20 protein-coding genes are annotated in these 23,085 nt (G+C 66.6%); 13 read left to right on the forward strand and 7 right to left on the reverse strand.

Annotation, left to right across the window (positions count from 1 at the left end; translation table 11 throughout):
• Positions 1-30 precede the first annotated feature (30 nt).
• On the reverse strand, positions 31-1,761 hold the full coding sequence (locus ACTXG9_RS12290) for an ArnT family glycosyltransferase (protein ID WP_456115764.1): 1,731 nt from the start codon (positions 1,759-1,761) through the stop codon (positions 31-33).
• A gap of 104 nt (positions 1,762-1,865) precedes the next feature.
• Between ACTXG9_RS12290 and ACTXG9_RS12295 the strand changes: the two genes are divergently transcribed.
• The 3 genes from ACTXG9_RS12295 to ACTXG9_RS12305 all read left to right on the forward strand — a co-directional run bounded on the left by ACTXG9_RS12295 (position 1,866) and on the right by ACTXG9_RS12305 (position 5,222).
• Positions 1,866-2,579, forward strand: coding sequence for a response regulator transcription factor (locus ACTXG9_RS12295; RefSeq protein WP_456115765.1), 714 nt, complete (start codon positions 1,866-1,868; stop codon positions 2,577-2,579).
• Positions 2,566-3,852 (forward strand): sensor histidine kinase, encoded by a 1,287-nt coding sequence (locus tag ACTXG9_RS12300; RefSeq protein WP_021203178.1) that lies wholly within the window; start codon positions 2,566-2,568, stop codon positions 3,850-3,852. The genes ACTXG9_RS12295 and ACTXG9_RS12300 overlap by 14 nt, the downstream gene beginning before the upstream one ends.
• A 119-nt stretch (positions 3,853-3,971) precedes the next feature.
• Positions 3,972-5,222, forward strand: a complete 1,251-nt coding sequence (locus ACTXG9_RS12305) for a DUF819 family protein (protein ID WP_021203179.1) — start codon at positions 3,972-3,974, stop codon at positions 5,220-5,222.
• A gap of 420 nt (positions 5,223-5,642) precedes the next feature.
• Here ACTXG9_RS12305 and ACTXG9_RS12310 read toward each other — a convergent pair whose 3' ends face one another.
• Both ACTXG9_RS12310 and ACTXG9_RS12315 read right to left on the reverse strand, forming a co-directional pair.
• Positions 5,643-5,867: a YbdD/YjiX family protein gene (locus ACTXG9_RS12310; RefSeq protein ID WP_005410613.1), complete on the reverse strand. Its 225-nt coding sequence runs from the start codon at positions 5,865-5,867 to the stop codon at positions 5,643-5,645.
• Positions 5,867-7,948 carry a carbon starvation CstA family protein gene (locus ACTXG9_RS12315; RefSeq protein WP_019662178.1) on the reverse strand — a complete coding sequence of 694 codons (2,082 nt, stop codon included), beginning with the start codon at positions 7,946-7,948 and terminating at the stop codon, positions 5,867-5,869. The genes ACTXG9_RS12310 and ACTXG9_RS12315 overlap by 1 nt, the downstream gene beginning before the upstream one ends.
• 215 nt (positions 7,949-8,163) lie before the next feature.
• Here ACTXG9_RS12315 and ACTXG9_RS12320 point away from each other — a divergent pair, with 215 nt between their 5' ends.
• On the forward strand, positions 8,164-9,015 hold the full coding sequence (locus ACTXG9_RS12320; RefSeq protein ID WP_019662177.1) for a pirin family protein: 852 nt from the start codon (positions 8,164-8,166) through the stop codon (positions 9,013-9,015).
• Between the two features lie 119 nt (positions 9,016-9,134).
• On the opposite strand, the gene ACTXG9_RS12325 is transcribed toward ACTXG9_RS12320, so the two are convergent.
• From ACTXG9_RS12325 to ACTXG9_RS12340, 4 genes are all read right to left on the reverse strand, one after another.
• Positions 9,135-9,593 (reverse strand): hypothetical protein, encoded by a 459-nt coding sequence (locus tag ACTXG9_RS12325; protein ID WP_180877973.1) that lies wholly within the window; start codon positions 9,591-9,593, stop codon positions 9,135-9,137.
• A 197-nt stretch (positions 9,594-9,790) separates the two neighbouring features.
• Positions 9,791-10,510 (reverse strand): aquaporin Z, encoded by a 720-nt coding sequence (gene aqpZ, locus ACTXG9_RS12330; RefSeq protein ID WP_019338641.1) that lies wholly within the window; start codon positions 10,508-10,510, stop codon positions 9,791-9,793.
• A gap of 120 nt (positions 10,511-10,630) precedes the next feature.
• Entirely contained in the window at positions 10,631-11,494 is an 864-nt protein-coding gene (locus tag ACTXG9_RS12335; RefSeq protein WP_021203180.1) for a pirin family protein, read from the reverse strand.
• Positions 11,495-12,125: 631 nt separating this feature from the next.
• Positions 12,126-14,189: a 3-hydroxyacyl-CoA dehydrogenase NAD-binding domain-containing protein gene (locus ACTXG9_RS12340; RefSeq protein ID WP_456115766.1), complete on the reverse strand. Its 2,064-nt coding sequence runs from the start codon at positions 14,187-14,189 to the stop codon at positions 12,126-12,128.
• 234 nt (positions 14,190-14,423) lie between these two features.
• Between ACTXG9_RS12340 and rpoE the strand changes: the two genes are divergently transcribed.
• The 9 genes from rpoE to recO all read left to right on the forward strand — a co-directional run bounded on the left by rpoE (position 14,424) and on the right by recO (position 23,074).
• Positions 14,424-15,044 carry an RNA polymerase sigma factor RpoE gene (rpoE, locus tag ACTXG9_RS12345; RefSeq protein WP_019662172.1) on the forward strand — a complete coding sequence of 207 codons (621 nt, stop codon included), beginning with the start codon at positions 14,424-14,426 and terminating at the stop codon, positions 15,042-15,044.
• Positions 15,041-15,922, forward strand: a complete 882-nt coding sequence (locus ACTXG9_RS12350; RefSeq protein ID WP_207049305.1) for a sigma-E factor negative regulatory protein — start codon at positions 15,041-15,043, stop codon at positions 15,920-15,922. Before rpoE ends, ACTXG9_RS12350 begins: the two co-directional genes overlap by 4 nt.
• Before the next feature lie 74 nt (positions 15,923-15,996).
• Positions 15,997-17,529 (forward strand): DegQ family serine endoprotease, encoded by a 1,533-nt coding sequence (locus ACTXG9_RS12355; protein WP_019662170.1) that lies wholly within the window; start codon positions 15,997-15,999, stop codon positions 17,527-17,529.
• A gap of 180 nt (positions 17,530-17,709) precedes the next feature.
• A complete protein-coding gene (gene lepA, locus ACTXG9_RS12360; protein ID WP_019662169.1) occupies positions 17,710-19,503 on the forward strand; it encodes a translation elongation factor 4 in 1,794 nt (597 codons plus the stop codon).
• Between the two features lie 54 nt (positions 19,504-19,557).
• Positions 19,558-20,352, forward strand: a complete 795-nt coding sequence (gene lepB / locus ACTXG9_RS12365; RefSeq protein WP_019662168.1) for a signal peptidase I — start codon at positions 19,558-19,560, stop codon at positions 20,350-20,352.
• A 37-nt stretch (positions 20,353-20,389) separates the two neighbouring features.
• Complete coding sequence (locus ACTXG9_RS12370) at positions 20,390-20,773, forward strand: DUF4845 domain-containing protein (RefSeq protein WP_010482821.1); 384 nt, start codon at positions 20,390-20,392, stop codon at positions 20,771-20,773.
• The gene (gene rnc / locus ACTXG9_RS12375) at positions 20,763-21,443 is read left to right on the forward strand and encodes a ribonuclease III (protein WP_019662167.1); all 681 of its coding nucleotides are present in this window, start codon (positions 20,763-20,765) and stop codon (positions 21,441-21,443) included. The genes ACTXG9_RS12370 and rnc overlap by 11 nt, the downstream gene beginning before the upstream one ends.
• Entirely contained in the window at positions 21,440-22,336 is an 897-nt protein-coding gene (gene era / locus ACTXG9_RS12380; RefSeq protein ID WP_019662166.1) for a GTPase Era, read from the forward strand. The genes rnc and era overlap by 4 nt, the downstream gene beginning before the upstream one ends.
• An 18-nt stretch (positions 22,337-22,354) precedes the next feature.
• Positions 22,355-23,074: a DNA repair protein RecO gene (gene recO, locus ACTXG9_RS12385; protein WP_164144788.1), complete on the forward strand. Its 720-nt coding sequence runs from the start codon at positions 22,355-22,357 to the stop codon at positions 23,072-23,074.
• The last annotated feature ends 11 nt before the right edge of the window (positions 23,075-23,085 follow it).

Below are 23,085 nucleotides of genomic sequence, written 5' to 3' on the forward strand. Positions count from 1 at the left end.
GGTTAATGACTCCCCGGCGCACGTCAACGTTCAGTCTTCGTCTGCGGTCGATCCTGTCCGTTCGGCGTGGCATTCCGGGTTCCACGCGGAGCCGGGAAGCAGTTGCCAACGATTCCTGTTGGCCATGCCGATGTCGATCACTTTGGCCGGGTCCACGCAGGGACTCATTGCATCGTCCAGCACCAGCAGCCAGCGCTTGTCCGGCGCTTCGGCGAGCCAGGGGCCGGCATCGTGCCATTGCTCGGCCCAAGGCCGCTTGAAGCCGAACTCGCGCACCGCGCGGTCGGCCTGCAGCAGGTTCTGCTCGCGCCAGGCGACCAGCGCCAGTTCGGCGTCCGGCCCGATCCGTGCGCCGACCCGGCGCATCAGCGCCGATGCCGAAGCGTAGGGATCCAGCGCCGGAATCAACACCAGGCCGTAGAGCATCCACAGCATGCCGTGGGTCAGCAGCACCAGCGTTGCGGCGCGGCGCACCCGCAGCCACACGATCAGCGTGGCCAGGGCGATGGCGAAGGTCAGCAGGCCATCGCCCAGCACCGGCAGCAGCGTATCGGGCATTGCCCGGCGCTCAAGCTGCGCAAGGGCCCAAGGGTGCTCGGTCAACAGCATGACGCCGAGCACGCCGGTGGCCAGCATCAGCACCACGCTGTAGCCGAACAGGTAGCGGCGCACGCACAGCCGGCGCAGCAGGCCCGGCAGCAGTGGCGCCGCCGCCAGTGCCATTGCCGGCAGCATCGGCAGCACATACACCTCACGCTTGCCCGGGCTGGCGCTGAAGAACACCAGCACCAGAATGGCCCAGCCGAGCAGCAGCCACTGCCGGCGGTCGCCTCGGCGGAGGCGGCGCCACCAGGGTCTGAACAGCATCGGCAGCAACAGGCTGCCGGGCAGCCACAGGGTCAGGATCACCTGCAGGTAGTACCAGACCGGTTGGCGGTGGTGCCAGGCGTTGGCATAGCGGGTACCGGTCTGCTTGAACAACAGCTCATGCGCGTAGGCCTGCAGTTCGGCGCTGGGCGTGTGCAGCAGGGCCCAGCCCAGCGGCGCAAGCCACACCGACACGCCCAGCAGGAAGGCCGGGATCAGCCACAGCAGCGTTGCCGGGTGCGGACCATCCCCCCTGAGGCCGCGGCAACGCTGGTACAGCCACCAGCCGAACCATGGCAGCACCATCAACAGCGGCAGGAAACCCACACCCTTGGTCACTGTCCCCAGGCCGGCCGCGAAACCCGCCAGCCACAGTGCGGGCAGGTTGCGGCGCTCGCAGAGATGGCGCATCAGGCCCCACAGGGCCACCGTGGTCATGCCCACCAGCACCATGTCGATCTGCGCGCGCTTGGCCATCAGCCCCAACTGCAGGGTGCAGAACAGCGCCGCCAAGGCATACAGGGAATGCCGCGGTGACCACAGCCGGCGTGCCAGATCCGACACCAGCCACAGGCTGAGCAGGGCGCCCAGCAGCGACGGCAGCAGGAACGACCACTGCCAGCTGCCGACGATCTCGTAGGCCGCCGCCTGCAGCCACATGAAGACCGGCGGCTTCTCCGCATATAGCTCCACGCCCCGGTGCGGCAGCAGCCATTGCCCGCTTTCGACCATGGTCCGGGCCGCCAGCACGAAGCGCGGCTCGTCCGGCGGCTGCGGCTGCCGAAGGCCGATCCCCGCTGCCAGCGCAGCAACGATCAACAGCCACAACAGGGGCAGGCGCCAACGGCGGGGCAGGGCTACGGGCACGGCAGGCTCCGGGAGCAAAACGGCCATTCTGAGGTGGCAGGGGTGGGAAAAGCGTCAGAGCGGGGCCGGGGCGACCGCATTCCGACATGCGCGGCGCTACCATGGTACGAACTTCCGTGGGTGTTTCGTGCATGCGTCTGTTGGTGATCGAGGACAACCGCCAGCTGGTAGCCAACCTGTTCGACTATTTCGAGTCGCGCGGGCATGTGCTTGACGTGGCCCCGGATGGCATCACCGGCCTGCACCTGGCCGGCAGCCACCCTTACGACGCCGTGATCCTGGACTGGATGCTGCCGCGCATGGAGGGGCCGGAAGTGCTGCGCCGGCTGCGCGCCGAGCACGCGTCCGAGGTGCCGGTGATCATGTTGACCGCGCGTGACGAGCTGCCGGACAAGATCGCCGGCTTCCGCGCCGGTGCCGACGACTACCTGACCAAGCCGTTTGCGCTGCCAGAACTGGAGGTGCGGCTGGAGGCGCTGTTGCTGCGTGCGCAGGGCCGCAACCCGCGCAAGCGCCTGCAGGTGGGCGACCTGGTACTGGATCTGGCAACGCTGGAGGCCCAGCGTGGGGGCCAGCTGCTGCACCTGTACCCGGCCTGCCGCAAACTGCTGGAAGTGCTGATGCGGGCCAGCCCGGGGGCGGTGACACGACAGCAGCTGGAGTTCGCCCTGTGGGGCGATGAGCCGCCGGATGGTGACCTGCTGCGCTCGCACGTCTACGAGTTGCGTCGCAGCGTCGACGGCCCGTTCGCCAAGAAACTGATCCACACGCTGCCGCGGGTGGGCTACCGGTTGGCGGTGAGTTCCACCAGCGATGCCGGCAAGGATGACGATGAAGGCGCGTAAGCCGGGCCCGTTGTACCGTCGGGTCGTGTGGTGGTTGCTGGGCTATCTGGCGCTGCTTTCACTGGCGGTGTTCAGCGTTGGCAACTATGTGCACGAGCATGCCGAGCACGCCGCCTGGCGCGCACTGCTCAACTCCGAACTGGACAGCATCGTCGAGCACGTCGAGCATGAGCCGCATTACCGCTGGCAGGATTCGGACACGCTCAGCCTGTATCGCTTCGATGCGGTCAACCTGCCCGACGCTCTGCGTACGTTGCATCCGGGGCTGCATGACGGCGTAATGATCAAGGGCCGTGAGACGGCGGTGATGGTGCGCGAAACCGAGTCGATGGGCCGGGTCGCGCTGGTTCTGGACATTTCCGATTTTCATGACCTGGAACAGTTCGCCACGCGCTGGGTGATGCTGGCCGGGGTGATCATGATCTTCGTCACCGTACTGATGGCGTCGTTCGGCATGGAACGCATGGTGCGCCCGCTGAGCCTGCTGGCACAGCACATCGCCGCGTTGCGGCCGGGCGTGCAGGGCCAGCGCATCGAGGTCGATCCACGCGGCAGTTCCGAACTGCATACCATCGCCGATGCACTGAACGATTACCTTGACCGCAATGAGCAGTTCGTCGAGCGTGAGCGGGTCTTCATCAGCACCGCCAGCCACGAACTGCGCACGCCGATCGCCGTGATGACCGGTGCCGCCGAACTGGCACTGGAGCAACCGGGCCTGCCCGAGCGCGCCCGCCAGCAGATGCAGCGGGTGTTGCGAACGGCGCAGAGCGTGGAGCAGTTGATCGAGCTGCTGCTGGTGCTGGCGCGCGATCCGGCGCGCCTGGCGGCGCGTGCCGAGCGCATCGCGCTGGACCAGCTGCTGCCGGAGATCGTCGACGACCATCGCCACCTCCTCGGCGACAAGGACCTGAGCATCGGTATCCAGGCCGCGCCGGTGGATATCGTCGCGCCGATGGCGGTGGTGCAGGCGGCGATCGGCAACCTGCTGCGCAATGCCATCGAGAACAGCGGTCGCGGCCATATCGAACTGCAGCTGAGTCCGTCGGCGGTGCTGACCCTGCAGGACCCCGGGCACGGCATGAGCCCGGAGGAGATCGCGGCGATCCATGCACGCATGGCCCGCGGCGGGCGTGCCGACCGTGGCAGCGGCATCGGCCTGGACCTGATCGCGCGGCTGTGTGAACACCTGGGCTGGACACTGCAGTTGCAGCCCTGCGAGCTGCGCGGGACACGCGTCACCCTGGACTTTGGCGCTTCGCGCCCCGCCTGATCAAGCGGCCGACCTGCTCCGCGCTGCGGCATGACCCGGCGTGAAGACAGTGTTAATCTGGAACTGCGCCGCTTTATGCGGCGCTTTTTTTTCCGCTCTTTCGATCGACAGAGGATCCCATGCCGACCGAACCCGCTACCGCCCTGATCAGCAACGATATCGTTGGACTGGGCCTGATCGCCGCCACTCTGGCCCTGATCTTCTGGGCTGCCAGTGGTCCGACCCCCTTGTTGAAGAAGATCTTCGCCTGGGTGCCGGCGCTGCTGCTGTGCTACTTCATTCCCGCCATCTACAACACCGCCGGTGTCATCGATGGCCACAACACCTCGCTGTACAACCCGGTCGCGCGTGACGTGCTGCTGCCGGCTGCACTGGTCCTGCTGACCCTGTCGATCGATCTGAAGGGCGTCATCAAGCTCGGCCCGAAGCTGTTGCTCGTGTTCTGTGCCGGTACCGCTGGCATCATGCTCGGCGCAATCGTCTCGTTCCAGCTGATGAAGCTGATCCACCCGGAAACCGTGGCCGGTGATACCTGGGCCGGCATGGCCGCGCTGGCCGGCAGCTGGATCGGTGGCGGCGCCAACATGGTGGCCATGCGCGAGGTGTTCGGCACCGACGCCACCACCTTCGGCCAGTTCGCCGTGGTCGACGTGGCCTGTGCCAGCCTGTGGATGGCGATCCTGCTGTTCCTGGCCAACCGCGCGCAGCAGATCGACACCCGCAACGGGGCCGATACCCGCGCCATCGACGAGATGAAGGCACGGATCAGCGCCTACGAGGCACAGAACGCGCGCATTCCCAGCATGACCGACCTGATGGTGATCGTCGGCGTGGCTCTGGGTGGCGTCGGCCTGGCCCACGCCATCGCCGCGCCGCTGTCGGGCTGGTTCAAGGCCAATATCAGCTGGGCCAGCCAGTTCAGCCTGGACAGCCAGTTCGTGTGGGTGATCCTGCTGTCCACGGCGATGGGCCTGGGCCTGAGCTTCACCCGTGCGCGCCGGCTGGAAGCGGCAGGCGCTTCGCGGCTGGGCACGGTGTTCCTTTACTTCCTGATTGCCTGCATCGGCATGCAGATGAACCTGCTGTCGCTGCTGGACAGGCCGTGGCTGTTCCTGCTCGGCGCGATCTGGATGGCCACCCACGTGCTGGTGCTGTGGGTGGTGGCCAAGCTGCTGCGCGCGCCGCTGTTCTTCTTCGCCATTGGTTCGCAGGGCAACATCGGCGCAGCCGCTTCGGCTCCCGTGGTGGCAGCAGCGTTCCACCCGACGCTGGCGCCGGTGGGCGTGCTGCTGGGTACGGTGGGCTATGCCACCGGCACCGGGCTGGCGTATGTCACCGGCCTGATCCTGAAGTGGATGGCCGGCGGCTGAGTCCTGAGCTGACGATCATGTTGCGTGTTCACGGCAATTGCCGTGGACACGCTTTCCCCGTGCAGAGCCGAGCCCACGCTCGGCTTTCTTTTTGCCTGCCACCGGATAGATCCACGTCATGCGTGGATGCACTTCATGGGTATCCATGAACAAAGAAAGGACAGATCCGTTTCCCCGCGGAAACGGATCTGCCCCCTGATGCTTCTTGCCGTCAACGGAAATCTGTCGAAGGTGGGGTGGTGTCGGATGGCGGGGTGTCCGCGGCATGGATGCTGCGGCCAAGCCCCCAAGGACGGGTTTACGGCTTCCCGCCATCCGACACCACCCCGCCAAATTCACGGAAAACCAGAGCCGACGCTTTCGCCGTTGCAGTTGCAGTTGCCTCTGCGGGCGCCGGGCTGCAAGCCCGGCACCCAACCCTCAACAGCAGCGGCCACCATTGCGCCCACCGTAGCGCGCTTCCTGGCGTTCGCGGAAGAACGTCTTGTAGTCCATTGGCTCCTGGTCCGGGTGCTTTTCCAGCATGTGCCGGACATAGTTGTCGTAATCGGGAATGCCACAGCACAGACGTGCGGTCTGCACCAGGCGCCGCCAGATGCGGCGGTGCGCCTGGTACTGGCCGGCGGGAACCAGTTGCGTGCTCATCACAGATCCACCATTTCGTGCGGCTTCAGTGCCACGTAAGGGGTCTCGCGGTCGCTGCGCTGCGGATTGCGGCGTGCCGCCAGGATGGTCTTGATCGAATACACCAGCACAGCGCCCACCACCAGCAGGAACAGCGCGGTCAGGCCGGTGTTGACGTAGGCGTTGACCACGATCTGCTTCATCTGCGCCACCGATTTGGCCGGTGCGGTGATGGTGTCGCTGGCAATGGCAGCCTGGAACTTGTGTGCCTGGGCCAGGAACCCCTGTGCCGGGTTGCTGTCGAAGATCTTGATGAAGCCGGCATAGGTGGTGCAGATCAGCAGCCACACCGCCGGTACCGCGGTGACCCACGCATAGCGGTCACGCTTCATCTTGAACAGCACCACCGTGCCCAGCATCAGCGCGATGCCAGCCAGCATCTGGTTGGAGATGCCGAACAGCGGCCACAGCGTCTGGATGCCGCCGAACGGATCGACCACGCCGGTATAGAGCAGGTAGCCCCACAGTGCCACGCAACCCGCAGTGCCGATGATGTTGGCGGTCCACGATTCGGTCTTCTTCAGGGCCGGCACGAAATTGCCCAGCAGGTCCTGCAGCATGAAGCGTCCGGCGCGGGTGCCGGCGTCCACTGCGGTCAGGATGAACAGTGCTTCGAACAGGATCGCGAAGTGGTACCAGAACGCCATCATCGCGTCGCTGCCACTGGGAATCGCTTCGTGCAGGATCTGCGCGATGCCCACCGCCAGCGTTGGCGCACCACCGGCGCGATGCAGGATGGTCGGTTCACCGATCGCCGCCGCGGTCGCGGTCAGTTGTTCGGGCGTGATGGTGAAGCCCCAGGTGTTGGTGATGTAGTGCGCCGCCGAGGCCGCATCGGCACCGATCACGGCGGCCGGGCTGTTCATCGCGAAGTAGATGCCCGGGTCGATGATCGAGGCCGCCACCAGCGCCATCACCGCCACGAACGATTCCATCAGCATGCCGCCGTAGCCGATGTAGCGCATGTGCGCTTCATTGGCCAGCAGCTTCGGCGTGGTGCCGGACGAAATCAGCGCATGGAAGCCCGACACCGCACCGCAGGCGATGGTGATGAACAGGAACGGGAACATGCCGCCCTTCCACACTGGGCCATCACCGCTGGCGGCGAACTGGGTCAGCGCCGGCATCTTCAGTTCCGGCATCACGATCAGGATGCCGACGGCCAGCGCGATGATGGTACCGATCTTGAGGAAGGTCGACAGGTAGTCGCGCGGGGCCAGCAGCAGCCACACCGGCAGCACCGAGGCGACGAAGCCGTAGCCGATCAGCATCCAGGTGATCTGGGTGCCGGTGAAGGTGAACGCCGGGCCCCACACCGGGTCGGCGGCGACCTTGCCGCCGTACCAGATTGCGGCCAGCAGCAGGATCAGGCCGACCACCGAGATCTCGCCGATCCTGCCAGGGCGGATATAGCGCATGTAGACCCCCATCAGGATCGCGATGGGCATCGTCGCGATCACCGTGAACATGCCCCACGGGCTTTCGGCCAGCGCCTTGACCACCACCATCGCCAGCACCGCCAGGATGATGATCATGATCAGGAACGCACCGAACAGGGCGATGGTGCCGGGTACCTGGCCCATCTCCTCGCGCACCAGGTCACCCAGCGAGCGGCCGTTGCGACGGCTGGACAGGAACAGCACCATGAAGTCCTGCACTGCGCCGGCCAGCACCACGCCCACCACCAGCCACAGCAGGCCGGGCAGGTAGCCCATCTGCGCGGCCAGCACCGGGCCGACCAGCGGGCCGGCGCCGGCAATGGCGGCGAAGTGGTGGCCGAACAGCACGTGCTTGTTGGTCGGCACGTAGTCCAGGCCATCGTTGTTGATCACCGCCGGGGTGGCCCGGGTCGGATCCAGCTGCATCACCTTGTTGGCGATGAACAGGCTGTAGAAGCGGTAGGCGACCAGGTACAGCGAAACCGCAGCGACGACGATCCACAGCGCATTGATGTGCTCGCCGCGGCGCAGTGCCACGGTGCCCAGACAGAATGCGCCGAGCAGGGCGAGTACCGCCCAGCCCAGTTTTGAAAACCCTTTCATGAGGTGCTCTCTCCCGGAAAGACAGTCAAAGAGTCCCGCTTGCCTTCGACAGGGTCAATTGGCGCAGGACGAATCGGCGGTAGTACTTTGGTCGTACGTTCGTTGTGCTGACGTGCAGCGAACATCAGGGATGGAACAATCGGTTGCGGCGCCATCCATTGGCGTACGGCCGTATGGCGTCCATCTTCACTGGCATCCATCCAACAGGAGTCGCCATGAGCCTTCCCGAACCGGCCCGCGTGCTGCGCACCATCCGTGGCCTGCCCACCTCCGACGGTGCTGGCGTGCGCCTGACCCGCGTCATCGGCGGCCCCACGCTGCCCGATCTGGATCCGTTCCTGCTGCTCGATGAATTCGGAACCGACCGCGCCGAGGATTACATCGCCGGCTTCCCGGAACATCCGCACCGCGGTTTCGAGACCGTCACCTACATGCTCGACGGGCGCATGCGGCATCGCGACAACCACGGCAACGAAGGCCTGCTGACCCCGGGCAGCGTGCAGTGGATGACCGCTGGGCGTGGCCTGGTGCATTCGGAGATGCCCGAGCAGGAAAGCGGGCAGATGCGCGGCTTCCAGCTGTGGGTGAACCTGCCGGCAAAGGAGAAGATGACTGACCCGAAGTACCAGGAATTCGCGCCCGAGCGGATTCCGGTGGTGCAGCCGGAGCCGGGTGTGACAGTGAAGGTGATTGCCGGCAGCGTGGACGGCACCCGGGGTCCGATCGTGCAACCGGCCACCGATCCGCTCTACCTCGACATCACCTTGGCGCCTGATCGGGCCTGGACCTACACGCTGCCGGAAGGGCACAACGCCTTTGCCTACGTGTTCGAGGGCGGGCTGACGGTGGGCGAGCAGGACGCTGCGCGCGACGTTGCACGCCAGGAACTGGCAGTGTTGGGCGGAGGCGAGCAACTGCACCTCTCGGCGGGCAGTGAAGGCGCGCGGTTGATCCTGGTTGCCGGCCGTCCGCTGCGCGAACCGGTGATGCGCCATGGCCCCTTCGTGATGAACACGCGGCAGGAACTGATGCAGGCCTTCGTCGATTTCCAGGAAGGCAAGTTCTGATGGATTGCGCCGGGCATGGCCCGTCGAAAGAAGCCGGCAACGCCGCCGGGCCACGCCCGGCGGACGTCCCGCGAGTCGGATAATGCGGGGATGCTGCCAGGCAGTCATCCCCGTCACCTTCAGCGCCCCGCGGCCACGGCTGACGGGGTCAGGCTCATGCCCTGCGCCAACTGCTGCAGCGAGCCCAGCTCCTGGGCGCTGTCCGGGTACAGCGAAATCTGCGCGTAGCGCTTCTTGTCCAGCTTGACCACGCTGATGCGGCGCTCGGCATAGCCGGGCGGCTGCTGGCCACCGAGATCGGGCTGGTACCAGTAAAGCGTTTCACCGCCGAAGCTGCCTTTTTCCTGGCGCAGTGCCCGGTTCAACGGAATATTGGGGTCACGCGCGCTGAGCATCAGGCTCAGTACCTCGCGTCCATCCCCGGTGCTGGCGCGGCAGACCAGAAGGTCGGCCAACACCTGCTGCTGCCACTGCAGGCCACTGCTGGCCGGCAACGAAGGACATTCCGCGGGAGCCTGCGCAGCAGCCTGGGCCGCGGCGAACAGCAGGCTCGACAACACTACAGGCGCGAACTTCATGCATCCCCCAAGGTGGTCGGTCGTGTGGCTCCACCAGATGGACTGGCGGCTGTGGCATCCCATCCCCGGATGCCGCCCCGCCCGGCGTGTGCACGGACGGTCAACTCAACCTTAACGGAACGTGAGCGATCGCACAAATCGAAGTTGCAGACGTAACCATTGCGGCCGATGGTCGGCCGCAATGGTGCGCACAGGCCTCAGCGGTCGTTGCCGATCCACTTGTAGATGATGCCGCCGATCGCGCCGCCCAGCAGCGGGGCGACCCAGAACAGCCACAACTGGCTTACTGCGCCGCTGCCGGCGAAGAAGGCCACGGCGGTGGAACGGGCCGGGTTCACCGAGGTGTTGGTGACCGGGATGCTGATCAGGTGGATCAGGGTCAGCGACAGGCCGATCGCCAGTGGCGCAAAGCCAGCCGGCGCCTTGCCATGGGTGGCGCCCATGATCACGATCAGGAACACGGCGGTCAGCACCACTTCGCACAGGAAGGCCGCTGCCACGCTGTAACCGCCAGGCGACAGCGCGCCATACCCATTGCTGGCGAACGCACCGGCCTGGCTGCCATCGATGGCGAAGCCGCTGGCCCCCGACGCGATCTGCAGCAGGATGAAGCCGGCCAGCAGGCCGCCAGCCACCTGGGCGATGATGTACGGCACGAGGTCCTTGGTCGGGAAGCGGCCGCCGGCCCACAGGCCGACGCTGACTGCCGGATTGAAGTGCGCGCCGGAGATATGGCCGAACGCATAGGCGCCGGTCACCACGGTCAGGCCAAAGGCCAGGGCGACGCCGAGGAACCCGATACCCAGCGGATTGCCGTCGCCACCGAACTTGGCGGCCAGCACCGCGCTGCCACAGCCGCCCAACACCAGCCAGAACGTGCCGAGGAATTCGGCGGACAAGCGTTTACCCATGCTCATGTGTTGCACTCCTTTGAGGGCGAAAGTGTGATTTATGTCACATTTCAGTGCTCAGCGGGTGACTGTAGCGTCAACGCCGGGTGCAGGGATACACCCTCGGATGTGTGCAACACGCGATGTTCAATACTGCGGCAGCGGAATGAACTCCTTGTCGTCGCCCGGAATGGTGCCGAATCGGCCGGCCTCCCAATCGTGCTTGGCCTGCTCGATGCGCTCCTTCGAGCTGGATACGAAGTTCCACCACAGGTGGCGCGGGCCATCCAGCGGCTCGCCACCGAACAGCATCGCCTTCACCGGCGTCTTCGCGCGCAGGCGGCCGCGTGCGCCGGCCTCGGGAATCACCAGATGCTGTGCAGGGATGTCCACGCCATCCAGCTGTGCGTCGCCTTCGAGGATGTACAGCGCGCGCTCGCGGTGGCCGTCATCGATATCGATCTCCGCATCCGGGTCGAGATCGATCGCCACGTTGAGGGTATCGGCGAACACCTTCACCGGCGATTCCTCGCCATAGGCGCGGCCGGCGATCACCCGCAGCCAGGCACCGTTGCGGCGCTGCTCGGGCAGTGTAGCCGCGGCATGGTGGTAGAAGGCCGGTTCGATTTCCTCGTGCGATTTCGGCAGCGCCACCCAGGTCTGCATGCCGTGGATCGGGTTGTCGTGGGCGCGGTCCGGTTGCGGTGTCCGCTCGGAATGGGCAATGCCGCGACCAGCGGTCATCCAGTTGACGTCGCCGGGACGGATCACCTGGTCCGACCCCAGCGTGTCGCGGTGGCCGATCGCGCCCGACCACAGGTAGGTCACGGTGGCCAGGCCGATATGTGGATGCGGGCGCACGTCGATGGCGGTGCCGGGGTGCATGAGTGCCGGGCCCATCTGGTCGACGAACACGAACGAGCCGATGCTGCGCGCCTGCAGGGTGGGGACGGCGCGACGGACTTCGAGGCCGCCGATGTCGTGCACGCGCGGGGCGATGATGGTGGTCATGCGGGCGTTCTCGCTGGCAGGGATCAGGTGGTCAGCATCGCATGCAGCTGTGACGGGTACATGCCCCGTATGGGTAACAGGTTGTTCCAGCCAACGGCGCAGCCCCTCGTGGCTGTGGGGTTGGTCGCTGAAGGCAGAAGCAAGATCAAAAGCCGCGATTGGCCGGGCGGGTGGGTGGCGCAGGGGACGCTGCAAGTACGTCCATGTAAGCTCGATCGCCGCATCCATGCGGCTCACGCCCCTGCGCCACCCACCCGCCCGGCCTCTGACAGTTTCCGTGTGCTGTCCAGCCACGGAGAAGAAAAAAGAAAATCAAAAGCAAACGCCGGTCGCTTCGCTCGCATCCACGCATGGCGTGGATCAAGCGTGTCGACCAAGGTCGACACCTACAGCAACCGCAGCTGACCCACCGTCATCGGGGAACTGTCAGGGGCGGGGCGGTGTCGGGTTGCGGGGTGTCCGCGGCATGGATGCCGCGGCCAAGCCCCCAAGGACGGGTTTACGGCGTCCCCGCAACCCGACACCGCCCCGCCCAACAAACAGAAAAGCCAGAGCCGCTTTGGCTCTGGCTTCTGCTGTGGCATTTGACGTTGCCTCGGCGGGTGCCGGGCCGCAGGCCCGGCCGATAAACTCAGACCACCGGTTCGCGCAGGGCGGGGTTGTCCCAGCCCGGGCGCGGGGCGAAGCGGTCGCCATGCCGCTGCTGCAGCGCCTTCAACCGCTCGACGATCGCATCGGCACCCACCGCACGGATGTGCTGGATCGGGCCGCCACGGAACGGCGCGAAACCGGTACCGAAGATCACGCCCGCATCCAACAGGTCCGCATCGGCCACTACACCTTCGTGCAGGCACGCCACCGCCTCGTTCAACAGCGGCAGGATCAGGCGGTCCTCCAGATCGGCCGGGGCCTGGTAATCGCTGGCCACGTCCGGCTTCTTCGGCTTGGCGTTCTCCCAGGTGTAGATGCCCTGGCCATCCTTCTTGCCGCGCTTGTCCTGTTCCACCGTCTGCAGGGCCGCCGGAATCTGCAGGCCCAGGAACGGCGCCAGTTCGCGGCCGACGCCTGCGGCCACGTCCAGGCCCACGGTGTCGATCAGTTCGATCGGGCCCATCGGCATGCCGAATTTCACTGCGGCCTTGTCGATCACCGGGCCCGGAATGCCCTCGGCATACGCGGTGGCGGCTTCCAGCATGTACGGGAACAGCACGCGGTTGACCAGGAAGCCCGGGCTGCCGGCCACCGGCACCGGGAACTTGCCCAGCGCCTTGCAGAACGCGGCCAGGCGACGCTCGGTCTCCGGCGCCATGCCGTCGTGATGGATGATCTCCACCAGCGGCATCTGCGCAACCGGGTTGAAATAGTGCAGGCCAGCGAACTGCGCCGGGCGCTGGATGTGATCGCGCAGTTCCACCAGCGGGATCGACGAAGTGTTGGTGGTCAGCAGCGCGTCCTGCTTCATCTTCGGTTCCAGCGTCTGGTACAGCGCACGCTTGGCCTCGGGGTTCTCGATGATGGCCTCGATCACCAGATCGGCTTCGGCCACGCCGTTGCCTTCCAGATCGGCACGCAGGCGCGCGGCCACGGCAGGGCGCTTGCTCTCGTCACGCACCTTCTTGGCGAACAGCGCCTGCGCGCGCTCCATGGCCGGGTCGATGAAGCGCTGCTCACGGTCCTGCAGGGTCACGTCGAAGCCCTTGTAGGCGGCCCACGCGGCGATGTCGCCGCCCATCACGCCGGCGCCGACCACGTGCACGTGACGGATGCCGGAATCACCACCGCCCAGGCCCTTCAGTCGCTCGGTGAGGAAGAAGATGCGGATCAGGTTGCGCGCGGTCGGTGTACTGGCCAGCTTCACCACCGCGCGCCGCTCGGCGTCCAAACGCGCCTGGATCGGCTTGCCGCCACTGCGTTGCCAGGTGCTGATCAGCGCGTACGGCGCCGGGTACTGGTCCTTCTTCGCCTTGCGTGCGACCTGCTTGACCATCTGCGGCGCCAGCAGCCGGCGTGCCAGCCAGGTGTTGGTGGCCCAGGCCATCGCGCGCTGCTTGAACGGGCGGGCGGTGCCGGACAGCGCCAGCGCGACGGCGGTGTCGAGCACCACCGCCGGCGCCACCACCTTGTCGACCAGGCCGATCCCCCGCGCGGCCGACGCCGACAGGGTGCGGCCGGTCAGCATCATGTCCATCGCCGCCGGTGCACCCACCAGTTGCGGCAGGCGGGCGCTGCCGCCCCAGCCCGGGAAGATGCCCAGCTGGGTTTCCGGCAGGCCGATGCGGGTGCTGCTGTCGTTGGAGGCCACGCGGTAGCGGCAGGCCAGCGCCAGTTCGGTGCCGCCTCCCAGGCAGTGGCCATGGATCGCCGCCACGGTCGGGCAGGGTAGTTCGGCCAGCTTCTGGTAGGTGGCCTGGCCACGCCGGATCGCGTCGTTGACAGTGCCGCGACGGTCGAACTCCTGGAACTCCTTCAGGTCGGCACCGGCAATGAAGCCGGCCTTCTTCAGCGACTGGATCACCACGCCCTTGGGCGGATCCAGCGCGATGCGCTCAAGCAGGTCGCCCAGCTCCAGCAGCACGTCCTGCGACATGGCGTTGACGCTGCTGTCCTGACGATCCAGGGAGAGAACCACCACGCCGTCGTCGCGGATCTCGGGGTGCCAGTGGCTGAAGCGGAGACCATCGAAGCCTGAGAGCATGGACGTTCCATCCGGTTGTGTATGGAGAAGCGGCTATGATCCAGAGGTTGTTTCCCCCGCGTCAAATCCCAATAGCAGGGGAGTGGCGCCCCGGATCCATGGCCGTGGACCGGGACGCTAACGGAACGGTGGTTAAAAGCTGGTGCGGCGCCAGGTGATCGGCGACTGAACTTTTCCCGGGATTGGCAGTCTCATTGCCCGACGTCGGTTGGGCTGACAGGAGTGCGGCCCCTCATGGCCGAGGTTGATACACCACAGGAGCTGGATCTGGAACTGGTCCGGCGCGTGCAGCACGGCGAGAGTGCCGCCTTTGATGTCCTGGTGCGCAAGTACCAGCATCGGGTGGTGGCCCTGGTCGGTCGCTACATCGCCGACTGGAGCGAATGTCAGGACGTCGCCCAGGACACTTTCATCCGCGCCTACCGCGCGATCGGGAGTTTCCGTGGCGACGCCCAGTTCTCAACCTGGTTGCATCGAATCGCCGTGAATACCGCCAAAAACTACCTGGCTTCACACAATCGACGGCCGCCGACCGATGACATCGACATCGGCGACGCCGAACAGTTCGACACCGGTACCCGCCTGCGCGACACCGACACGCCCGAACGCGAGTTGATGCGCCAGGAGCTGGAACAGACGGTAATGAAGGCCGTCAACGCGCTGCCGGAAGAACTCCGGTCGGCAATCACCCTGCGCGAGGTGGAAGGCCTGAGCTACGAGGATATCGCGCAGAAGATGGGGTGCCCGATCGGCACGGTGCGTTCACGGATCTTCCGGGCGCGCGAGGCGATCGACACCGAACTCCGGCCGCTGCTGGACATCGGCAGCGCCACCCGTGAGAAGAGCCGCGTATGACCAGTAAACCGTTCAACGAATCGCAGAACCACCAATCGCCCGCCGGACAGCGCCTGGACCAGCGCCATCGCGAGCAGCTGTCGGCCCTGGTCGATGGTGAGCTGGGCGCCGACGAAGCGCGCTTCCTGCTGCGCCGGATGGAGCACGACCCCGAGCTGGCCGGATGCCAGGAACGCTGGCAGCTGCTGGGCGACGTGATGCGCGGGCAGGCGTCGGCGCTGGCGCCGGCCGGCTTCAGCGCGGCCGTGGCCGCCGCGATCGCGGCCGAACCGGCGCCGCAGGTCGAGCCGCGTCGCCAGGTACGCCGCAATGGCTGGCGGGCCTGGGGCGGCGGCGCCGCCCTGGCCGCGTCGGTGGCCGCCGTCGCGCTGTTCATCGGCGGCGAGAAGCTGAAGGAGGCCACGCCGGGTGAACCGCTGGCGCCGCAGGTGATCGCCAGCCAGGCGGAGCTGGCGCCGGCGCCCACCGCGCCGGCCCCGGTGACCGAGGCTTCGGTGGAGACGGCCGCGATGGCCGTGGCTGCTGCGCCGGCTGTGGCGATGGCCGCTTCCAGCCGTCGTCAGGACGCCCGCCGTGCCAGCGCCACGCGTACCCAGCAGGCTGCGCGTGCCGCCCAGCGCGACGAGGCCCCGCAACGGGCCGTCGCCGCAGCGCCGGCGCCGTTGACCCCGACCGTGCCGGCCAACGCCAGCCGCAACCTGCCGTTCGGCGAGGTGGGCGGACTGCAGGCCCGGCCGTGGCCGCGCTCCAGCCTGGCGCCCGCTGCCGGTGGCGCACTCAATGCCAGCTTCCCGGCCCATGCCGGCGGCGCGGCGTTCTATCCGTTCGAGCCGCGCCTGCAGGACGACCTGCCGGTGCCGCCGCGCCCGCGCGACTGAGCCGGGCGCTTTCACGCCCCGCCGCCGGCGGGGTCCGTATTCCTCTTTCCATCCGATCCGGAGGTTGCCGTCCGATGACTCCCCGACTCCGCACGCAGGCCATGGGTCTGCTGGCCCTGACCCTTCCCCTGGTGGCCTGCGCACAGGCCCCCGCGCCTGCCGCGCAGACCCAGCCTGCGCCAGCTGCAGCAGCGCGGGCACCGGCGCAGCCGCTGGTCAGCGGCCTGCCCGACTTCACCAATCTGGTCGAACAGGTCGGCCCGGGCGTGGTCAACGTCGACACCACCATCGTCCGCAACAACCGCCAGGTCGCCCGCGGCCCGATGGGCGACGATGACATGCCGGAGTTCTTCCGCCGCTTCTTCGGCCCGGACTTCCCGATGCCCGGGCAGGGGCCGGGTGGGCCGGATGGCGGCCCCAGCATCAAGGGCCGTGGCATGGGCTCGGGCTTCATCATCTCGCCCGATGGCTATGTACTGACCAACTACCACGTGGTGGCCGATGCCAGCGAGGTGAAGGTCAAGCTGGGCGACCGCCGTGAGTTCACCGCGAAAGTGGTGGGCAGCGACCAGCAGTACGACGTCGCGTTGTTGAAGATCGACGGCAAGAACCTGCCGACCGTGCGCGTTGGCGACTCCAACTCCCTCAAGCCGGGCCAATGGGTGGTCGCGATCGGCTCGCCGTTCGGCCTCGATCACTCGGTCACTGCCGGCGTGGTCAGCGCCCTTGGCCGCAGCACCGGCGGGCCGGACCAGCGCTACGTGCCCTTCATCCAGACCGACGTGGCGATCAACCAGGGCAACTCCGGTGGCCCGCTGCTGAACACGCGTGGCGAAGTGGTCGGCATCAACTCGCAGATCTTCTCTGCTTCGGGCGGCTACATGGGCATCAGCTTCGCGATCCCGATCGACCTGGCGATGAGCGCGGTCGAGCAGATCAAGAAGACCGGCAAAGTCACCCGTGGCCAGCTCGGCGCGGTGGTGCAGGAAATCGACGGCCTGAAAGCGCAGGCGATGGGCCTGCCGGACAGCCGCGGCGCCCTGGTCAACCAGATCGTGCCGGACTCGGCTGCAGCCCGGGCCGGGGTGAAGATCGGCGATGTGATCCGTTCGGTGAACGGCGCGCCGGTCAACAGCTGGTCCGACCTGCCCCCGCTGATCGGCGCGATGGCACCGGGCAGCCGGGTCACCCTGGGCGTGATCCGCGATGGCAAGCCGCGCGACCTCAGCGCCACCCTGACCGCACTGACCGAAGATGCGCAGGCCAGTTCGCGTGGCCCGGCTGCCGGCAACAGCGATGCGGCTCCACAGGCCGGCGCCAACGCCCTGCTGGGGCTGGACGTCAGTGACCTGACCGCGCCGCAGCGCAAGCAGCTGGGCCTGGAATCGGGCGAGGGCGTGCGCATCACCGGGGTCAAGGGCCAGGGCGCCCGCGATGCGGGCCTGTCTCCGGGCATGGTGATCCTGCAGGTAGCCAGCACCCAGGTCGGCAGCGTGGACGCGCTGAACCGTGCGCTGTCCAGCTACAAGAAGGGCGACGTAGTGATGCTGCTGGTGCGCACCGGCAGCGGCAACAGCGCGTTCGTAGCGGTCAAGGCTGGCCAATAAGGCCGGTGCAGGGCCGCCCCGGCGGCCACGTGGTTCCCCCGAAGCCCCGCCCCGGCGGGGCTTCGGGCATTCCGGGCCCGGCTCGATGAGGCCGTTTTCGCGGGCGGGCGCCGGGCATGCGATAATCGACCGTTACCCTGACGACGCCGCGCGCCGCCGCCACCTATGTCTTCTGATTCGATGCGGAACATCCGCAACTTCTCCATCATCGCCCATGTCGACCACGGCAAGTCCACGCTGGCCGACCGCATCATCCAGCTCTGTGGTGGCCTGCAGGCCCGCGAGATGGAAGCGCAGGTGCTCGACTCCAACCCGATCGAGCGCGAGCGTGGCATCACGATCAAGGCGCAGTCGGTGTCGCTGCCGTACCTGGCCAAGGACGGGCAGACCTACCACCTGAACTTCATCGACACCCCCGGCCACGTCGACTTCTCCTATGAAGTCAGCCGCTCGCTGGCCGCCTGCGAAGGCGCGCTGCTGGTGGTCGATGCCGCCCAGGGCGTGGAAGCGCAGTCGGTGGCCAACTGCTACACCGCGGTGGAGCAGGGCCTGGAAGTGGTGCCGGTGATCAACAAGATCGACCTGCCCACCGCCGACATCGAGCGCGCCAAGGCCGAGATCGAGGCCGTGATCGGCATCGACGCCTCCGACGCGGTGCCGGTCAGCGCCAAGACCGGCTTGAACGTGCAGGATGTGCTGGAAGCGATCGTGCACCGCATCCCGCCGCCGGCGCCGCGCGACACCGACAAGCTGCAGGCGCTGATCATCGATTCGTGGTTCGACAATTACCTGGGCGTGGTGTCGCTGGTGCGCGTGATGCAGGGCGAGATCAAGGCCGGTGACAAGCTGCAGGTGATGTCCACCGGCCGCAACCACCAGGTCGACAACGTTGGCGTGTTCACCCCGAAGCGCAAGGTGCTGCCGGCGCTGAAGGCCGGTGAAGTGGGTTGGGTCACCGCCAGCATCAAGGACGTGCACGGTGCGCCGGTCGGCGACACGCTGACCCTGGCCGGCGACCCGGCCCCGAAGCCGCTGCCGGGCTTCCAGGAAATGCAGCCGCGCGTGTTCGCCGGCCTGTTCCCGGTCGACGCCGAGGACTACCCGGACCTGCGCGAAGCGCTGGACAAGCTGCGCCTGAACGACGCCGCGCTGCGTTTCGAGCCGGAAAGCTCCGAGGCGATGGGCTTCGGCTTCCGCTGCGGCTTCCTGGGCATGCTGCACATGGAGATCGTGCAGGAGCGCCTGGAGCGCGAATACAACCTGGACCTGATCAGCACCGCGCCGACGGTGGTGTACGAGGTCCTGAAGACCGATGGCTCGATCATCAACATGGACAATCCGGCCAAGCTGCCGCCGGTGAACCAGGTCGAGGAGATCCGCGAGCCGATCATCCGTGCCAACGTGCTCACTCCCGAGGAGTACATCGGCAACATCATCAAGCTGTGCGAAGAAAAGCGCGGCAGCCAGATCGGCATCAATTACCTGGGCAGCCAGGTGCAGATCAGCTATGAATTGCCGATGGCCGAGGTGGTGCTGGACTTCTTCGACAAGCTGAAGTCGGTCAGCCGTGGCTATGCCTCGCTGGACTACCACTTCGTGCGCTTCGACGCGGGCCCGTTCGTGCGCGTGGACGTGCTGATCAACGGTGACAAGGTCGATGCCCTGTCGCTGATCGTGCACCGCAGCCATGCCGACCGCCGCGGCCGCGAGCTGTGCGAAAAGATGAAGGACCTGATCCCGCGCCAGATGTTCGACGTGGCCATCCAGGCCGCCGTTGGCTCGCAGATCATCGCCCGCACCACGGTCAAGGCCATGCGCAAGAACGTGCTGGCCAAGTGCTATGGTGGCGACGTTTCGCGCAAGAAGAAGCTTCTGGAAAAGCAGAAGGAAGGCAAGAAGCGCATGAAGCAGGTCGGCCGCGTGGAGATCCCGCAGGAAGCGTTCCTGGCCGTGCTGCAGATGGACAACAAGTAAGCCCGCACCGGCCCTGCGGGGCCGGTCGTCTGGTGACGTTGCAAAGGACCCTGAATGAAACTGTTTGAGATCCTCCTGGTCGTGCTGACCCTGGCCTCGGGCCTGATCCTGCTTGCGGACAAGCTGTACCTCGCCAAGCGTCGCGCCCAGCGCGCGGGCCTGCTCGATTCCGAGCCGGTGCTGGTGGATTACTCGCGTGCGTTCTTCCCGGTGCTGGCGATCGTGCTGGTCGTGCGCAGCTTCATTGCGGAGCCGTACAAGATTCCATCCAGTTCGATGATGCCGAACCTGCTGATCGGCGATTTCATCCTGGTCAACAAGTTCTCCTATGGCCTGCGCCTGCCGATCAGCAACACCAAGATCGTGCCGTTTGGCGAGCCGTCGCGTGGTGACGTGGTGGTGTTCCACTTCCCCGGCCATGGCGAGAACGATCCGGCCAAGGGCGAGAACTTCATCAAGCGCGTGATCGGCGTGCCGGGTGACACCGTGGTCTTCGAAGGCGACGGCGTGATCCTCAACGGCGAGCCGCTGAAGTATGACAACAAGGGTATCTACGCCGGCCACAAGGGCCAGGGCGAGGGCGCCAACCTGCTGCTCGAGCACCTGCCGGGCCGCACCCACACGGTGCTGGAGACCGACTATCCGCGCGGCCAGGGCCAGTGGACCGTGCCGGCCGGCAAGTACCTGGTGATGGGCGACAACCGCGACAACAGCGATGATGGCCGGTTCTGGGGCCTGCTGCCGGAAGAAAACCTGCGCGGCAAGGCGTTCCTGATCTGGCTGAACTGCCAGGGCTGGTTGTGCAAGGATGGCTTCGAGCCGTCGCGGATCGGCTCGAGCATCAACTGAGTACCTTCACATCCAACGCGTATCTGGGGAGAACGCAATGAAGACGATGAACACGCAGCGTGGCATGACCTTGACCTCGTTCCTGACGGTCCTGATCGTGGTGGGCTTCTTCCTCTACATCGGCATGAAGCTGTTCCCGATGTATCAGGAGTACTACGCTGTGCGCTCGGCGATGAAGAGCCTGGCCAACGAGCCGGGCGTGGGCAGCATGGAGCCGGCGCGCATCCAGGACCTGTTCTTCAAGCGCCTGTACATCAACTACTCGGACAACGTGAAGCCGGCCAACGTGAAGTTCGACCGTCGCGACAATGGCTGGACCCTCAAGGTCAACTACGAAGTGCGCCGTCAGCTGATCGGCAACCTCGATGTGGTTGGCAAATTCGATTCTTCCCAGGACCTGACACGAAGCGGTGCCCAGTAAATTCATCCAACGTGGCGACCTGATCGGTCATGCCTTCAGCGACCCGGCGCTGCTCAAGCAGGCGCTGACGCATCGCAGTGCCGGTGCGCCGCACAATGAGCGGCTGGAGTTCCTTGGCGACAGCATCGTCAACATGATGGCGGCCGAGGCGTTGTACCGGCGCTGGCCCAAGGCCGACGAAGGGGCGATGACCCGCGCCCGCGCAGAGCTGGTGCGTGAAGGCGCGCTTGCGGTGATCGGGCGCAGCCTGGAACTGGGCGAGCGGCTGACCTTGGGCCCGGGCGAAATGAAGTCCGGTGGTCATCGCCGCGACTCGATCCTGGCCGATGCGGTGGAAGCCGTGGTGGCTGCGATCTACCTGGATGCCGGCTTCGAGGCCTGCCGGGCAGTGGTGCTGCCCTGGTTCAGTGCTTCGATCGAGGCGCTGCCGGCCTCGGGCCGGCCTGAGAAGGATCCCAAGACCCGCCTGCAGGAATGGCTGCAGGCCCGACAGAAGGCGTTGCCGCAGTACGAGCTGGTGTCAGAATCCGGTGACGACCACGCCAAGCACTTCCGGGTACGCTGCAACGTAGCCGACCCGGCCGCCAGCACCGAGGGCGAAGGCGCCTCGCGGCGGCTTGCCGAACAACAGGCGGCTGCGGCCGTCCTAGAACAACTGGATTCCAAGTGAGCGAACAAACTTCCCATCATTGCGGCAGCGTGGCCGTCATCGGCCGCCCGAACGTGGGCAAATCGACCCTGACCAATGCCCTGGTCGGCGCCAAGGTCAGCATCGTTTCCAACCGCCCGCAGACCACGCGCCATCGCCTGCTGGGCATCGCCACCTATCCGGAAGGACAGCTGGTGCTGGTCGACACCCCCGGCCTGCACAAGGTGCAGAAGCGGGCGATGAACCGGGTGATGAACCGCGCTGCGCGCGGCTCGCTGGAAGGCGTCGACGCCGGCCTGCTGGTGATCGAAGCCGGCCGCTGGGATGAAGAGGACAGCCTGGCTTTCAATGTGCTGCGCGACGCTGGCATTCCGGTGGTGCTGGTGGTCAACAAGATCGATCGCCTGAAGGAGAAGGGCGCGCTGCTGCCGTTCCTGCAGCAGGTGACCGAAGGTCGCGACTTCGCCGCCGTGCATCCGATCTCCGCGCAGAAGCGCAACGGCCTGGAAGCGCTGGTGCGCGATGTGCTGAAGCTGCTGCCGGAAGCCCCGCCAATGTTCGGCGAGGACGAGATCACCGACCGCAGCCAGCGTTTCCTGGCCGGTGAACTGGTGCGCGAGCAGCTGATGCGCCAGCTCGGCGAGGAACTGCCGTATGCCACCACGGTGGAAATCGAGCGTTTCACCGAAGATGGCAACCTGCTGCGCATCGGTGCGGTTATCTGGGTCGAACGTGAAGGCCAGAAGGCGATCGTGATCGGCAAGGGTGGCACCCGGCTGAAGGAGATCGGCGCCAAGTCCCGCCTGCAGATGGAACGTTTGTTCGGGGCCAAGGTGTTCCTGGAGACCTGGGTGCGCGTGCGTGAAGGCTGGTCCGACGACGAGGCCGCACTGAAGGCCTTCGGTTACGAGTAAGTCGTTGCGGTCGCTTCGATGCTGATCGAGGACGACACCGGCTTCGTGCTGCATGCACGGGCCTACCGCGAGACCAGCCTGCTGGTCGAAGTGCTGAGCGCGCAGCATGGCCGTATCGGCCTGCTCGCGCGTGGTGTGTCAACCGCCAAGGGCCAGGTGCTGCGCGCTGCCCTGCAGCCATTGCAATGGATCCGCTTCAGTGCCCAGCAGCGCGGTGAACTGGCCCAGCTGCGCGGTGCCGAGGCGCTGGATGCCGCGCCACGCCTGGTCGGCCAGGCGATGTTGGCCGGCTTCTACCTGAGTGAACTGACCCTGCGCCTGGCCCCGCGCCAGGACCCGCTGCCCGGGTTGTACCTGGCCTACGGCGAGGCACGTGCGCGGCTGGCCGTGGGCGCCGGCCTGGCCTGGACCCTGCGTCGCTTCGAACGCGAGCTGCTGTCCGCGCTGGGCCTGGGTTTCGATCTGGACAGCGCCAGCGATGGCCAGCCGATCGACCCGGCGGCGCGCTACGAACTGGATCCTCAGGAAGGCGCGCAGCGACTGCTGAGCGAGCGCGGCGGGGAGCGCCGGGCGTCCGCCACTGGCTCGGCGCTGCTGGCGTTGGCGGCCGACGAAGAGCCCGCTGCCGCCGACCTGGCCAGCCTGCGCCTGCCGATGCGGCGGGTGCTGGCCCATCACCTCGGGCCGCGCGGCCTGAAGTCCTGGGAAATGCTCGAGCAGCTCGCACCCCGCAGGTAGGGGGTGTTCGG

This window comes from Stenotrophomonas maltophilia group sp. LNF247, from assembly GCF_054083135.1.

Excerpts from the sequence above, each read along its gene's own strand:
- ACTXG9_RS12325 (WP_180877973.1), bottom strand. The coding sequence starts at position 9,593 with ATGAAGTTCGCGCCTGTAGTGTTGTCGAGCCTGCTGTTCGCCGCGGCC.
- ACTXG9_RS12320 (WP_019662177.1), top strand. The coding sequence starts at position 8,164 with ATGAGCCTTCCCGAACCGGCCCGCGTGCTGCGCACCATCCGTGGCCTG.
- ACTXG9_RS12290 (WP_456115764.1), bottom strand. The coding sequence starts at position 1,761 with ATGGCCGTTTTGCTCCCGGAGCCTGCCGTGCCCGTAGCCCTGCCCCGC.
- ACTXG9_RS12295 (WP_456115765.1), top strand. The coding sequence starts at position 1,866 with ATGCGTCTGTTGGTGATCGAGGACAACCGCCAGCTGGTAGCCAACCTG.
- recO (WP_164144788.1), top strand. The coding sequence starts at position 22,355 with ATGCTGATCGAGGACGACACCGGCTTCGTGCTGCATGCACGGGCCTAC.
- lepB (WP_019662168.1), top strand. The coding sequence starts at position 19,558 with ATGAAACTGTTTGAGATCCTCCTGGTCGTGCTGACCCTGGCCTCGGGC.
- ACTXG9_RS12370 (WP_010482821.1), top strand. The coding sequence starts at position 20,390 with ATGAAGACGATGAACACGCAGCGTGGCATGACCTTGACCTCGTTCCTG.
- ACTXG9_RS12355 (WP_019662170.1), top strand. The coding sequence starts at position 15,997 with ATGACTCCCCGACTCCGCACGCAGGCCATGGGTCTGCTGGCCCTGACC.
- ACTXG9_RS12305 (WP_021203179.1), top strand. The coding sequence starts at position 3,972 with ATGCCGACCGAACCCGCTACCGCCCTGATCAGCAACGATATCGTTGGA.
- ACTXG9_RS12300 (WP_021203178.1), top strand. The coding sequence starts at position 2,566 with ATGAAGGCGCGTAAGCCGGGCCCGTTGTACCGTCGGGTCGTGTGGTGG.
- aqpZ (WP_019338641.1), bottom strand. The coding sequence starts at position 10,510 with ATGAGCATGGGTAAACGCTTGTCCGCCGAATTCCTCGGCACGTTCTGG.
- lepA (WP_019662169.1), top strand. The coding sequence starts at position 17,710 with ATGCGGAACATCCGCAACTTCTCCATCATCGCCCATGTCGACCACGGC.
- ACTXG9_RS12335 (WP_021203180.1), bottom strand. The coding sequence starts at position 11,494 with ATGACCACCATCATCGCCCCGCGCGTGCACGACATCGGCGGCCTCGAA.
- rpoE (WP_019662172.1), top strand. The coding sequence starts at position 14,424 with ATGGCCGAGGTTGATACACCACAGGAGCTGGATCTGGAACTGGTCCGG.
- ACTXG9_RS12310 (WP_005410613.1), bottom strand. The coding sequence starts at position 5,867 with ATGAGCACGCAACTGGTTCCCGCCGGCCAGTACCAGGCGCACCGCCGC.
- ACTXG9_RS12315 (WP_019662178.1), bottom strand. The coding sequence starts at position 7,948 with ATGAAAGGGTTTTCAAAACTGGGCTGGGCGGTACTCGCCCTGCTCGGC.
- ACTXG9_RS12340 (WP_456115766.1), bottom strand. The coding sequence starts at position 14,189 with ATGCTCTCAGGCTTCGATGGTCTCCGCTTCAGCCACTGGCACCCCGAG.
- ACTXG9_RS12350 (WP_207049305.1), top strand. The coding sequence starts at position 15,041 with ATGACCAGTAAACCGTTCAACGAATCGCAGAACCACCAATCGCCCGCC.